Origin of the sequence: Paenibacillus sp. SORGH_AS_0306 (genome assembly GCF_030819345.1) — a bacterium.
Lineage (GTDB): Bacteria > Bacillota > Bacilli > Paenibacillales > Paenibacillaceae > Saccharibacillus > Saccharibacillus kyungheensis.
On record NZ_JAUTBP010000001.1, the window covers coordinates 3,216,256 to 3,230,022 of the forward strand.

Below are 13,767 nucleotides of genomic sequence, written 5' to 3' on the forward strand. Positions count from 1 at the left end.
ATTTATTACTTGATTATACTAAGCTGATCATAATGCGTAATAATGGTATGAGCATCTGGCAGTTCTGTATACGCTGATTGTTCAGAAGAACTGATACCAATACAACAAGGCACACCCGCATTCTGCCCCATCTGCATATCTGCATTACTATCGCCGATCATTACTGTCTGAGTCGGTGAAATACCCAAACGTTCACATGCTGTATAGACCAGATCAGGTGCTGGTTTGCTTTGTTGTACTTGATCACTGCCGATAATATGTTCAAAATAACTTTCCAACCCACTCCAACGAAGATGCTTTACCGCTTCAGAAGTCCAATCTGCGGTAATCACTGCAAGTGGAAGCTGTACTGCGCGACATTGTTCTAGAAATGGAAGCAGTCCGGGCAATGGTTGCACCGGACGTTCCTTTTCAATATGTTCTATAGCGATATCACTGAATCGACGAATCTGAGCTATCGCTTGATCCCATGGTGTACCTGTAGCATATAACTGCCATGCTAGTATCGCTGTAGATTCTTCGACAGAAGCCATCGCGAGCGGGCCACAACGGTCATAATCGATCAGATGACCTTCCTGATTATAGCGAGTACCAAATACATGCTCTCGATCTCCTGTAAAAGTATGACCACTTGCTTGCAAATGATTCTCCATCTGGGTCAACATACGTTCAGCCCATGATCCCCATAACTGCATAAAATCAAGCAATGTGCCATCTTTATCAAATAAAAGAGCATCGCAATCCACTTGTTGTGTTCCAATTTGCAAACGTACCATTGGCATTTACCCCTTTAGCTACAGGTATCTAGAACGTTTTATCGAAATCCTTACTTTTTGGTGGCAGATTTTGAAGTGGTCGGAATTTCTTTCATCCAGCCAAGAATAGTATTTACCGTCTGCTTACGTTGCTCGTCTGCATCAATTTGAGCAGGAAGATCATCTTTTTGCTCTCCATAGCTACCAAATTGAGCATGATTACCACCTTCAATACTATAATAAACCGTTTGTTGCGGTAAAAAAGCACGTGCCGCTTCATACGTATCTTTTTTGAGTAATCCATCGTTAGAAGCAGTAATTGATAGTACAGGGATATCTGTTTTTTGCAGATTTCCTTTTTGCTCTGGATAAGAAGCTAGGAAAAATACACCGGCTATATGATCCAGATGCGCTGCTGCATAACGAGCTGCAAAAACGCCGCCTAATGAATGACCACCAATAACAAATTTCTCATCAGGATGGCGATCAATCACAGCTTGCGCTGCATCGGTTTTGAAAAAAGCAAAATTAAACGGCAATTTCATAATGTATACCGTATGCCCACTTTTAGCTAGATCATGAGCGAACACGCTATACGCTTCTGGCTTGACTCTTGCACCCGGATAAAAAATAATGCTATTTCCTTTAGGTTTGGCATTGCTAAATGATATCCATTCTTCTGTATCTTGCACTGCAATCTTGTCAGTTCCAGAGACTAAAGCTTGCTCAGCCTGACTTGTTGGCGTATACGGGGTAAATACATACCATGCCGCCGCTCCTGCTGCAAGAATAAGCACAATAAGAATAACGAGTAGAATTTTACCGATCTTTCCAGCTCGACTGCGCTTACGTGTACTACCATAACTTCCAAATTGATTACGATTCTTTCTAAACATAAATCTGTGAGTCCCCTTCCACATTCATCCTAGCGCTATATAAAGCAACAGCCCGTTTCCTTCGCAGGACAACAGGCTGCTTCTTATGTGATTATATCATGTTAGGGAATCATTGTTTATTTTTAAATAGTCTATCATTTATGCACACGTCTGCATTTCTTATCAAGACTAAACCTTTATTGCTGCTTAGCCTGATAGAAAGCTTCCATGTATTGTTCTGCTTTTTGGCGTACCAGACTGTAATCCCCTGTTTTGAGTGCTTCTGTCGTTAGATCTGAACCGATCCCTACAGCGACAGCTCCTGCTTTGACCCATTCTCCTAGATTAGCTAAGGATACACCACCGGTAGGCATAATATTCGCTTGAGGCATCGGTCCTTTTAACGTTTTGATAATAGATGGATCATACAGGTTGCCCGGGAATAATTTGACGATATCGACACCAAGTTCAAGCGCATGTTGGATACCTTCAAGCGTAGTGACTCCTGGTAATACAGGCACACGATATAAGTTGCAAATTTTCACCGTTTCAGGATTCAATGAAGGCCCAACAACAAATTCTGCTCCTGCCATAATTGCAGCGCGTGCTGTCTGTGGTTCTAATACTGTTCCTGCTCCGATAATCGCAAAGTTTTCTGAAGCATCTGCTTTCCAGCTATACATGCGACTTAATTTTTCGATGGCTTTTAATGCACCAGGCACTGTCATTGTAATCTCAATAATTTTGATTCCACCAGCAATCGCTTGTTCTGCCATGGTAAACACTTGATCTGCTGAATCTCCGCGTAGCACAGCTACAACGCCGTTATCGACTATTTTTTGAATTAGTTGTAATTTTTTCATCGGTATATACTCCTTTAGTTTGTAAGTTTAGCGTTCGATATGAACTTTGTTGTTCAGCTTCGCTTCTACCTGCTCATGAGTCGGTAATGCTTCCCAATCGCCTACAGCTTGAATCACCATAGACCCATTTAGATTACCCAGACGTACAGCTTCAGTCACTTCATACCCGCGTAACAATCCAACAATAAATCCAGCGCAGAATCCATCTCCTGCTCCTACAGTATCTAATACACGTTCTGCTTTGAAATACGGCACTTCTAACTTCTGCCCTTGATCCAACACATAGGTCAAATTAGGTCCGCCTTTGACAATACAGACTGCTGATAATGCATTCAGACGTTCAAAAATCTGTGCCTCATCTTCAGTTTCATACAATAAACTCAGTTCATCCAAACCTGGTAAAAAATAATCACATTGCTCGGCTAAATGCAATAATACAGGACGCGCTTGTTCAATACTCCATAATTTGAGACGCAAATTGGGATCAAAACAGACTTTGACACCTGCATGTCTAGCAATCTCTATCGCTTTCTCTACAGTTGCCAGCCCGGATTCACTAATAGCTGCTGTGATTCCTGTAACATGTAATATTTTAGCTTGGCTGATATACTCTGCGTCCAGATCATCTGGAGTCATCCGACTAGCTGCTGAATGTTTGCGATAATAATGAACCGAAGCATGACCGGATACATTTTCTCGTAACATCAACCCTGTCTGTTCTCCTTCTGCTAGCATTGAGCGAGACACATCTACGCCTTCACCGCGAATTGCTTTTTGGATCATACGCCCTAACGGATCAGCGCCAAGACGACCGAACCAACCGACTGTATGCCCTAAGCGAGCAATACCAATCGCTAGATTACTTTCAGCACCGCCAAATGATTTGTGTAGATTGGCAGCGTACTCCAGACCACGAGAGTCATCCGCAGTCATCAACCCCATAGACTCACCGAAAGTGACCACTTCCGGGTAAGTATGCTGATTGTTCATTGTTAAGCCTCCTGAGTGCATCAAATATCATGCGTAATATGTAGCTGGTCATATTTACCATTGTCGCAACCGCTTTCTTTGTTGTCAATGACATAGCTTCATCATATATACACAATTTTAACGATAGATACCGTTTTCAATTGTGAATTAAATCACAATATTAAAAAGTTTTTTGTTTTATTTTTAAAGTAACTTATAAATACCACTGAACACACTCTATGTAAGGTCACTATGGCGACTGGATAGATCATATATATTTAGGAGGAACAACAGATGAATTCGTCAATAAAAACCCATACCTCTACATTAAATACTATAGGAGAAACGTATTTTTTAAATATACGATTTTTGTTAATTGTATGTGTAGTGGCAGGCAATTTATTAGAGCCACTTATTCAGCAGTCTGTCTGGGCACATACTATCTTTTTATGGATTTTTTCATTTCATATGCCTTTGTTTGTATTGGTAACTGGTTATTTTGCTCGCTTCAATCTACAGGGACCTGCAGGTAGCAAAGTATTACGTCATATTGCTCTTCAATATGTATTATTTCAAAGTATCTATTCTCTACTCGATTATACTATTTTTCGTGTTCCGCATATTACTCATTCTTTTTTTGCTCCTTATTTGTTGCTATGGTTTTTGGCAGGTCATATCGTATGGCGTTTGTTGCTCATTTCGCTACGTACTTTTACATTCAAGCAACAACTTATGATCTCTCTAGCACTTGGATTAGGTGTAGGATTACTTCCTGTAGACGGTGTCTGGCTTGCTTTATCACGAACTTTGATTTATTTTCCTTTCTTTATTGTAGGCTATCATATGAATGTAGATAAAATGATGAGTTTCTTCTATAGTTACCGACACTGGATAGCCGTTTTTTCTTTTGCTTTATTAAGCGTAGTGTTTTATATGAATCTTCCGCTTTCGATCGGATGGTTTTATGGAAATCAGACTTTTGTGCAATTAGGTGTAAATGCAGGTAATGGACTTTTCTATCGGATGTGTATGTACATTCTTCAATGTATCGCTTCGATTGGTTTTCTAGCTATTGTGCCTCTGTATGCGCATTATATAACTGAATTAGGCAGACGAACATTATATGTGTTTTTGTTACATGGTCTTTTAGTCAGAGCTATCGAAACGACAGGAATCTTGCATCATCTGAATACACCTGTAGAAATCATAATCCTTTTGATCTTTGCTGTGCTGGTGGCTGTAGTATTAGCTCAACCGCAGGTCAAATACTGGACTTCAAAATTGGTGGAACCTTCTATTCCTCAACCGTTCTACTCTATGATTCATTATGTTCAAAGACATACTTTATTTCAAAAATAATAACGGTCTATAACAGGGGAAATAAGGATGATTTTCTAACGTAATCTTATATTTTTTTCCAACTCATTCCTAATTTTTCGTTTCACTATAAATGAGACGGGTAAGTAACGGATAAGTATACATGGCGTTCCATGCTTACACTTATATGAATAAGGAGTGATTTGGTGATGGCACAGAATAACAACAACGGCAAAATGAGCCGTGAAGAAGCAGGTCGTATGGGTGGCCAGGCAACCTCCAAAAAACATAACAAACAATTTTATCAACAGATCGGCAAAAAAGGCGGAGAAGCTACTTCTGAGTCTCATGACAAAGAATTTTATCAAGAAATTGGTAAAAAAGGTGGCGAAGCTACTTCCGAATCTCACGACAAAGACTTTTATAGAGAAATAGGTAAAAAAGGCGGCAGTCGTTAATGCCATAAAAAGCAGACTTTTCCATTAATGGTGGAATGTCTGCTTTTTTTTCGCATTTCTTTTGCATTTTATTTTGTTTTACTACAGATTTAATATATATTCGCTAGAAAAAAGCTAACACATATGATAGACTCTATAGAAAACTTCCGCGTAATTCGTATCTGTATACTACATTATGCAAGACTTTTTTAGCTTTTACCTTTGGCGTTACAACGCGCTAAAGCTTAAAAGCTTACTATTATATATTTGGGGGGAAATCGACACCATGGTAGTCAACAAGGGCAAAAAAATGCGTTCCGATATGATCAAAAAAGGGTTCGATCGTGCACCACATCGTAGCTTACTTCGTGCCGCTGGCGTTAAAGAAGAAGATTTTGGTAAACCGTTTATCGCGGTATGTAACTCTTATATTGATATCGTACCCGGTCATGTACATTTGCAAGAGTTCGGTAAAATCGTTAAAGAAGCGATCCGTGAAGCAGGCGGCGTTCCGTTTGAATTTAACACCATCGGCGTAGATGATGGTATCGCAATGGGACACATTGGTATGCGTTATTCGTTACCAAGTCGTGAGATTATTGCAGATTCACTTGAAACTGTTGTTGCAGCTCACTGGTTTGATGGCATGGTTTGTATTCCAAACTGTGACAAAATCACACCAGGTATGATGATGGGTGCTCTTCGCGTAAACATCCCTACGATGTTTGTTAGCGGTGGACCGATGAAAGCTGGTAAAGACAAAAATGGTCGCTCGATTTCCCTAACATCTGTATTTGAAGGTGTAGGTGCTTATCAAGCTGGTAAGATTGATGATGCAAGTCTACTTGAATTAGAACAATTTGGTTGTCCAACTTGTGGTTCTTGTTCAGGAATGTTCACAGCGAACTCGATGAACTGTCTAGCAGAAGCAATGGGTATTGCTTTGCCAGGTAACGGAACTATCCTTGCAGTCTCTGAAGATCGTCGTGATTTTGTTCGTAAATCAGCGACACAATTAATGGAATTGATCAAATTAGACCTTAAACCTCGTGATATCGTAACAAAAGAAGCTTTGGATAATGCTTTTGCTTTGGATATGGCGATGGGTGGTTCTACAAATACAGTTCTTCATACATTGGCACTTGCTCAAGAAGCAGGTATCGATTATCCGATCGAACGTATCAATGAAGTCGCTAACCGCGTACCTCACTTAGCAAAATTAGCTCCAGCTTCTGACTGGCATATCGAAGATGTTCATTTGGCAGGTGGCGTAAGTGCTGTATTGAATGAATTGCTTAAAAAACCAGGCGCTCTACATCCAGATTGTATTACAGTTACAGGTAAAACAATTCGTGAAAATGTAGAAGGTCAAGAAATTCAAAATACAGAAGTTATTCACAAAATCGATAATCCTCACTCTGAGCGTGGCGGTCTAGCCGTATTGTTCGGTAATCTGGCTCCTCAAGGTGCAATTATCAAAGTTGGAGCAGTTGATCCTTCTGTTGGCGGATACCATAAAGGCCCTGCTATCTGCTTCGATTCACAAGATGATGCTCTATACGGTATTGCTAACGGTCATGTTAAAGAAGGTCATGTCGTTGTTATCCGTTATGAAGGCCCTAAAGGTGGCCCTGGTATGCCGGAGATGCTTGCTCCTACTTCTCAAATCGTAGGTATGGGTCTTGGTGCCAAAGTCGGTCTAATCACCGATGGACGCTTCTCAGGAGCTTCTCGTGGTATCAGTATCGGTCATATTTCTCCAGAAGCCGCTGAAGGCGGTCCTATCGCTTTCGTTAATGACGGAGATATTATTGAACTGGATCTGAACGAACGCAAAATCGAACTTCATATCAGTGAAGAAGAATTTGCGGAACGTCGTAAAGGTTGGGTTGAATTTGAACCTAAAGTAAAAACAGGATATCTAGCTCGTTATTCCAAACTTGTAACGAATGCAAGTATGGGCGGAGTTATGAAAATATAGTCTTCTCTCCTTTCTATTATTCGATAGAAAAAGATGCACCACTCAAAAGGAACTGTCCTCAGGGGCAGTTCCTTTTTCTGTTGACGTAGATGAAGTCCACTTATAAAATGCTTGTATACTCTGTTAGAAAAGGAGATTTAGTCTGCTTATGCTTCCTTTATACAAAAAATATTGGCGTACTGCTTTTGATATCGGGATTGTCGTTTTGACGGTATATCTAGTGTTATTGCTTGCTAGCAAGCTTTATCATATTGCAGCGCCTATCTTTTTATCTTTTATTATTTTTGCTTTAATCGAACCTTTTGCTATGTTTTTAAATCGTCGTGGATTGCCCAAAATGGTCTGTTCAGCGATAGCAGTTCTCACCTTTGTATTATTTCTACTCGGTGCTTTATTTGGAGCAGGATTAATCTTTATTTCTCAATCTGCTCAGATTGCTGATAACTTACCTGAATACGCTAGAATTGTGCAAGGTCATTTTACAAGACTGACTACACTAATGCATCAAGAGTTAAATACATTACCAGATAATGTTACACAACGGATCAATGAATATTTTGCTATCTTTACAGGGAATCTAGCGATCTGGGGCAAAGCAGCTTTTAATTATGTATTAGGCTGGCTTAGTTCATTTTCTACCTTTATCGCTAACTTTGCTGTAGGTATTATTTTAGCTTTCTTTTTAAGTGCTGAAATTAATCTCTGGCGACGTGTCGCTACCGAACGCACACCGAATACGCTCAAAAAAGCTTATTTCTTTTTGAAAGAACATGTTTTCTATGCGATTGGAGCTTATCTGAAAGCACAATTGATAATGGTGATGATCACTTTTGTCTTGGTGTACATAGGATTGCTGATTTTAGGAGTGAATAATGCTTTCTCAATCTCGTTACTCAGTGCAGCATTTGATATTTTGCCATTACTCGGTATTCCCGTCATTTTTATTCCATGGATTGTGTATCTTTTTGTAGTTGGTGAGACAGGGCTTGCTATCGGATTGATCGTTTTACTGGTCGTGGTGATGTTAACCCGTCAATTGCTTGAACCCAAAATCACAGGTAATTCGATTGGCATTTCTTCTGCTTACTTGATGTTATCTGCAATGATTATCTCATTATCGATTTTTGGTGTGGTTGGATTGGTGTTATCGCCTATTTTAATTATTTTGTTAAAAGAATTATGGTTGCAAGGATATCTACAACGCTGGATCCGACTTCCAAAAGAAGAGTTTGAACCGATTACCGAAGATGTCCCTCCTCCGCCTGTACAATAGCTATTCATTCAGCGAACTTGGTGAGTGTAAATGGTGATGATGATATGGTATAGATAGCAAAAAGCCGAAAAACCTTTATATACAAAGGTCTTTCGGCTTTTGTTATACATAGCTGTAGATAAAATAATGACGTGATAGATGCAATCTGTACTCACATAAGCAAGTATATCTATATTACGTTCTTTTGTCTGACTCGTTATCTAATAGTGTATCATTTTCCGCTGTTTGCGATTGGTCGATATCAACAGGTGTAGACGAATCAGATTCTTTTGCTTGTGCAGTCTGTTCTTCAACAACATCCTCTGGAGAATCTGAAGGTACTTCAGAAGAATGAGTCTCTTCTTCATCTACTGTAAAGCGAGAAATAGTTTCTTTCAGATCAAGCGATACATTTTCCAATTGACCGGATAGTTGAACAAGCTGCCCACTGACATTGTGTTGTTCATTGCTTAGTGAAGCTACTTCTTGCGAAGTGGCAGAAGACTGTTCTGCTACTGCACTCACATTACTCATCGCTTCAGACATCGTATTCTGTACTTGACTCAGATCATTGATCGAAGCTGTTACAGAGTTTAACTTCGTTACAAAAGCAGACATCTGACCTTGCACAGATTCAAAAATAGTTGTTGTATCTTTAACTGCTTCAGTTTGTTGCTTGAATAACGGATACGCATTATTCAGAACTTTAATCGTTTCTTCCATTTCTTGCTGAATATTAGTTGTGATTTTACCAACCATAAGAATAGATTCGCGCGATTGTTCTGCTAGTTTGCGTACTTCATCAGCAACCACCATAAATCCTTTACCAGCGGCTCCAGCACGAGCGGCTTCAATCGTTGCATTGAGTGATAAAATATTGGTTTGTTTCGTAATATTCTGCATGACATCAAGCACTTGTTGTACAGATGAAGTACTTTGTTGCAATGAGTCAATACGAGCACCTAACGAACGAATCATATCTTCTGTCGTTTGTGTACGGGTTAGTAATTTCTCCATATGCTGTACACCTGTCTCACTTGCTTGTTCTACATCATGCGCAGAAGCACCCATTTCATTATTAGCACTGATCACTTTATTCATTTGACCCATAATGCCATCAGCAAGTTCTGTACCCCGTTCTGCTTCTAAAGCAAGGCTACCTGCACCATTTGCAATTTCTTCTGTCGCTACTGCTATTTCTTTCGCTGATGTAGCTGTCTGCTTAGACGCATTACTCAATATTGTTGCAGTACCCAGTACTTCTTGAGCCGATTGATTGGTCTGTTTTACAAGGTTCGTAATATTTTCCATCATTTCATTAAAAGCGGCACCCAATTGTCCAATCTCATCTTCAGACTTATGAGTCGTACGCACATTCAATTTACCTTGTGCACCTTTGCGCATCAATTGTTGTAGATTTTGTAATGGCTTCGCAATAATACGAATAATAAAGATACCGATCAATACAGCAAATACAGCGTCAATCACTGCAAAAATTAATGTCATATTCAAAATAGGTTTGGCACTAGATACCAATTCATTAATCGGTACAGTTCCTACCAATTTCCAATCTGAATTTTGAAGTGTACTATAAGCGATCAGAATAGGCGATTGACCATCACTATTTTCAACTCGACCGCTTTTCTCTGTTAATTGAGGTAAAAAGCTATAGTTGGATGGCTTGGAAATGTCTGCACTATTCGTCGATGCAATCACTGTATTCGTAGCACCACCAATAAGATCAACACGACCTCCTGTACCCATATTCACATTGGCAATCTGATCTTCAATCAACTTACTGTTAGCACTAATCACGAATACAAACGAATCGGAAGAATTCGTCGTACGTACAGCTCTTGCAAATAAAAAGTTTTTGACAGTGCCTTGCATCTCCATAGTAGGAACCCATTGCATTACACCATTGCCACTTTCTAATTCTTTGTACCATGCTGTATTACGCACATCCTCGGCTGCTGGAATTTGTACACCGGCTCCAACTACATTTACATTTTTGTTCATAGGTACGATATAGATCGAATCAATCGCATCTAATGAATTTAATTGATTTTGTAGATTACTTGTAATCGCATTAACAGCTTGGAATTTATCAAAATCATCTATACCGGGTTTGGATAAGTTGATTAACTCTTCTTGCATATTAGGATCAAAAAAGATTTGAGTCGATGAATTAACCAATTGTCCCAAAATAACATCTAATTTTTCACCTGTTTGAATAATCGTTTGTTCATTACCAACTGCTGCATTTTCTTTAATGATGCTTTTGGCAGTTAAATACGAGAATGTGCCTAATGATACAACAAGCAACATAATGGCGATAAAAAAGATAAGGAATAATTTAATGCCTACCGATTTAGCTGGGTGTAAGCCGCGCCAGCGCTGAGCAGGTACAGATGGATCATTGGATGGATTGTCTTTGTTTGTAGAAAAGGTTAGTCTTTTGGGAATTTGCGCCCACTTCGGAAATGTACGCGCTGTTTTGACGGTAGGAGAGGGAAAAGAAGAATCATTTGTATCCGTTTTCTTTTGTTGTGCAAACCATTTTTTCTGAGCTGTTTCTTTCGCCTTTTTCGATAAACCTGTACGTTCACGTTTGAGTTGCTTTTTTTGCTCTTTTTCAAGCTTCTTGGTGTCTGGAAGTGTTATTTTGCTTTTTGTTTTGCCTTTTTTCTGCAATAACCCCATAATCTTCACCGCCGTTTTAGATTTCGTGTGCATACAGGTTTTTTTATGTAATTCGACTGGTTTATCCCTGTTTCACCTTAATAAACGAAACAAAAAATAAGCATCGAAAATGCTCTTGATTCCATTATCGGTTATAAAACAGGAAATTTGAACCCCTTTTCGCAAAAAAATAAGGTCTATTATACTATGACGTATAATAAACCTTATTACATAATATGATTGTAAACTATCTAGCTCATGATACAGAATCATGAACTATGATTAGACAGTTACTGTTGCTTTTACAGCTTGTTTGGCTTGTTTAGTGTTATTTTTGCGCATCATATCAAAATAACGAACAGGATGATCTACTTTCATTTTCACTTTTTGTAAAGGGTGACGGGCAGCATCTAATTCATTGCCTGCTTCATCCCATAATTGACCGACTGTTTGTTTGAAGAACATTTGATTTGGTCCAAAAAATTCAATTTGCTGTCCTGGTTTGAAATGATTACGTTGTTGCACAGTAGCGATCCCTGTAGCTTCATCATAATCCAATACTAATCCTGCAAAATCATAAGGAACTGCTTTTTCTTCTGCTTCGTAAATATGATCTTCATGATCAGGTGTATCATAGAAAAATCCTGTATTTAGCGGACGGTTAGCTGCTTTGTTAATATCTTCAAGCCATTCTGGCTTTAAAACATAGTTCTCGGGATCAGCCATATAAGAGTCGATCGCTTGACGATACGCATTAACTACAGTCGCTACATAGTGAATAGATTTCATACGACCTTCAATTTTGAAGCTATCTACGCCAACTTCAATCAGACTAGGAATATGCTCTAACATACACAAATCTTTAGAACCCATAGAGAACGCAGAATCTTGTTCTTCGTATAAAGGCTTTTGATTCACGCCCAGACTAAACTGTTGCAACATCTGTTGGTCTGCTGCATCTTCTTCGGATACCCATTCTTGTTCTGAACGAGCATCTTCAAAAAGATCATATTTCCAACGACAAGACTGACAGCATCCCCCGCGATTAGAATCACGATCTGTAAAATGGTTCGATAATACACAACGTCCAGAGAAAGAAGAACACATTGCTCCATGAATAAATGCTTCGATTTCAACATCAACATGTTTTTTGATCTCCGCGATCTCCGCAAAGCTTGTTTCCCGTCCCAATACCACTCGTGGCAATCCTTCTTCTTTCCAGAATTTCACCGCTTGCCAGTTCAATGTGGATTGCTGGGTACTCAAATGCACTTCCAGACCCGGTGCACAACGAAGAGCGGTTTCAATAATCGCAGGATCGGCTACAATCACCGCAGAGATACCGACTTCTTCTAATTTACATAAATATTCTTCCAGACCTGCTATATCTTCATCATGAGCATAAATATTTGTAGCTACAAATACTTTAGCACCATAGCGATTAGCAAATTCTACTCCTTCGCGCATTTCTTCAAAGCTGAAGTTATCTGCATTTGAACGAAGACCGTATTTTTGTCCACCAATATAGACTGCATCTGCCCCATAATGAATAGCAAATTTCAGTTTTTCCAAATTACCAGCCGGTGCTAGTAATTCAGGTTTGGCAAGACGATGACGTTTACCATAATACTTTGGTTTTTCCGTTGTTGACATGGAAAGCCCCCCTTTTTCAATCATTCCATCTATACTGCAATCAAAATACTTGTTCTTTATAAAAGAATCCAAATGACAATTCACGTTCAGGATCTTGCATACGGCGAATCTCATCCATCCATGATTCATCAAATTCATACTGTTCTGGATCTTGAACATACTGATCAATCGCTTGACGGAACATGCGGACCGCTGTTTCGTTATACGCGATTGATTTGAGAATACCTTCGATTTTAAAGCTTTGAACGCCAGCTTCCATTAATAAATGCAAATCTTCTAGAATACAGACATCTTCTGAACTCATAATATGGGTTCCATTGTTATCTTCATAGATAGGGAATTTCTCATCACGACGCTCAGCTTCGATCAAAAACAGTCCACGTTGCAGACCCAAATCATCACCATCAACCGGTCGACCTTGATGTTGCATATAACTACCTACTAGACGTCTCTTGGAATGATAAATATTGGTCATCCCATGTACTTGTACTTGAGCTTCTACTTCTAATGTATCGATCATGCCTGTAATCTCATCCATATTGAGCTCACGCGCTAGCACAGCACGTGTAGCGCCTTTACGACCCCAGTAGTTCGCTGTAGTCGCATTAGTAGAAGTCATCTCTGCATTCCAGTGCAAAGCGATCTCAGGCGCATACTCACGAGCTAGACCTACTATCGCCGGATCACCAAATTCGATCCCGTCAACTTGTAACTTTGCCATCTGCTTCATATAATCCGGTAAACCTTCTAATAAATCATTTGTCATTAAATTATTAACAGCTACATAAATACGCTTGCCATGTTCATGCGCATAATCTACTGCTTGTGCAATATCTTCTACGTTGAACTCCCCAGACAATCGCATTCCATAGCGTTCTTCACCGATCAAAAAAGCATCGGCTCCCGCTTCTGCTAAACGATACAATTCTTCGAGTGAAGATGCTGTCACTAACAGTTCAGGTTTTTTATTCATCTTGAAGCCG

10 protein-coding genes and 1 pseudogene are annotated in these 13,767 nt (G+C 39.4%); 4 read left to right on the forward strand and 7 right to left on the reverse strand.

Annotated elements, in window-relative coordinates:
- Positions 1–5: 5 nt before the first annotated feature.
- The 4 genes from QE450_RS13910 to QE450_RS13925 all read right to left on the reverse strand — a co-directional run bounded on the left by QE450_RS13910 (position 6) and on the right by QE450_RS13925 (position 3,483).
- Entirely contained in the window at positions 6–776 is a 771-nt protein-coding gene (locus tag QE450_RS13910) for an HAD family hydrolase (RefSeq protein WP_307299876.1), read from the reverse strand.
- Between the two features lie 50 nt (positions 777–826).
- The gene (locus QE450_RS13915) at positions 827–1,651 is read right to left on the reverse strand and encodes an alpha/beta fold hydrolase (RefSeq protein WP_273613329.1); all 825 of its coding nucleotides are present in this window, start codon (positions 1,649–1,651) and stop codon (positions 827–829) included.
- A gap of 176 nt (positions 1,652–1,827) precedes the next feature.
- Complete coding sequence (locus tag QE450_RS13920; RefSeq protein ID WP_273613330.1) at positions 1,828–2,493, reverse strand: bifunctional 2-keto-4-hydroxyglutarate aldolase/2-keto-3-deoxy-6-phosphogluconate aldolase; 666 nt, start codon at positions 2,491–2,493, stop codon at positions 1,828–1,830.
- Positions 2,494–2,520: 27 nt separating this feature from the next.
- The gene (locus tag QE450_RS13925) at positions 2,521–3,483 is read right to left on the reverse strand and encodes a sugar kinase (protein ID WP_307299881.1); all 963 of its coding nucleotides are present in this window, start codon (positions 3,481–3,483) and stop codon (positions 2,521–2,523) included.
- A gap of 273 nt (positions 3,484–3,756) precedes the next feature.
- Between QE450_RS13925 and QE450_RS13930 the strand changes: the two genes are divergently transcribed.
- The 4 genes and pseudogenes from QE450_RS13930 to QE450_RS13945 all read left to right on the forward strand — a co-directional run bounded on the left by QE450_RS13930 (position 3,757) and on the right by QE450_RS13945 (position 8,470).
- Positions 3,757–4,821 carry an acyltransferase family protein gene (locus QE450_RS13930; RefSeq protein ID WP_307299884.1) on the forward strand — a complete coding sequence of 355 codons (1,065 nt, stop codon included), beginning with the start codon at positions 3,757–3,759 and terminating at the stop codon, positions 4,819–4,821.
- Between the two features lie 167 nt (positions 4,822–4,988).
- Positions 4,989–5,228 (forward strand): annotated as a pseudogene (locus QE450_RS13935) (KGG domain-containing protein); the annotation flags it as partial.
- A gap of 298 nt (positions 5,229–5,526) precedes the next feature.
- Positions 5,527–7,197, forward strand: a complete 1,671-nt coding sequence (gene ilvD / locus QE450_RS13940) for a dihydroxy-acid dehydratase (RefSeq protein ID WP_273616345.1) — start codon at positions 5,527–5,529, stop codon at positions 7,195–7,197.
- 148 nt (positions 7,198–7,345) lie between these two features.
- Positions 7,346–8,470: an AI-2E family transporter gene (locus tag QE450_RS13945; protein ID WP_307299887.1), complete on the forward strand. Its 1,125-nt coding sequence runs from the start codon at positions 7,346–7,348 to the stop codon at positions 8,468–8,470.
- A 174-nt stretch (positions 8,471–8,644) separates the two neighbouring features.
- Here the strand turns inward: QE450_RS13945 and QE450_RS13950 are convergent, their stop codons facing one another.
- From QE450_RS13950 to QE450_RS13960, 3 genes are all read right to left on the reverse strand, one after another.
- Complete coding sequence (locus QE450_RS13950; RefSeq protein WP_307299890.1) at positions 8,645–11,152, reverse strand: methyl-accepting chemotaxis protein; 2,508 nt, start codon at positions 11,150–11,152, stop codon at positions 8,645–8,647.
- Positions 11,153–11,413: 261 nt separating this feature from the next.
- Positions 11,414–12,784 carry a peptidase U32 family protein gene (locus tag QE450_RS13955; protein WP_307299893.1) on the reverse strand — a complete coding sequence of 457 codons (1,371 nt, stop codon included), beginning with the start codon at positions 12,782–12,784 and terminating at the stop codon, positions 11,414–11,416.
- A 40-nt stretch (positions 12,785–12,824) separates the two neighbouring features.
- The gene (locus QE450_RS13960) at positions 12,825–13,757 is read right to left on the reverse strand and encodes a peptidase U32 family protein (protein ID WP_307299895.1); all 933 of its coding nucleotides are present in this window, start codon (positions 13,755–13,757) and stop codon (positions 12,825–12,827) included.
- Positions 13,758–13,767: the final 10 nt, after the last annotated feature.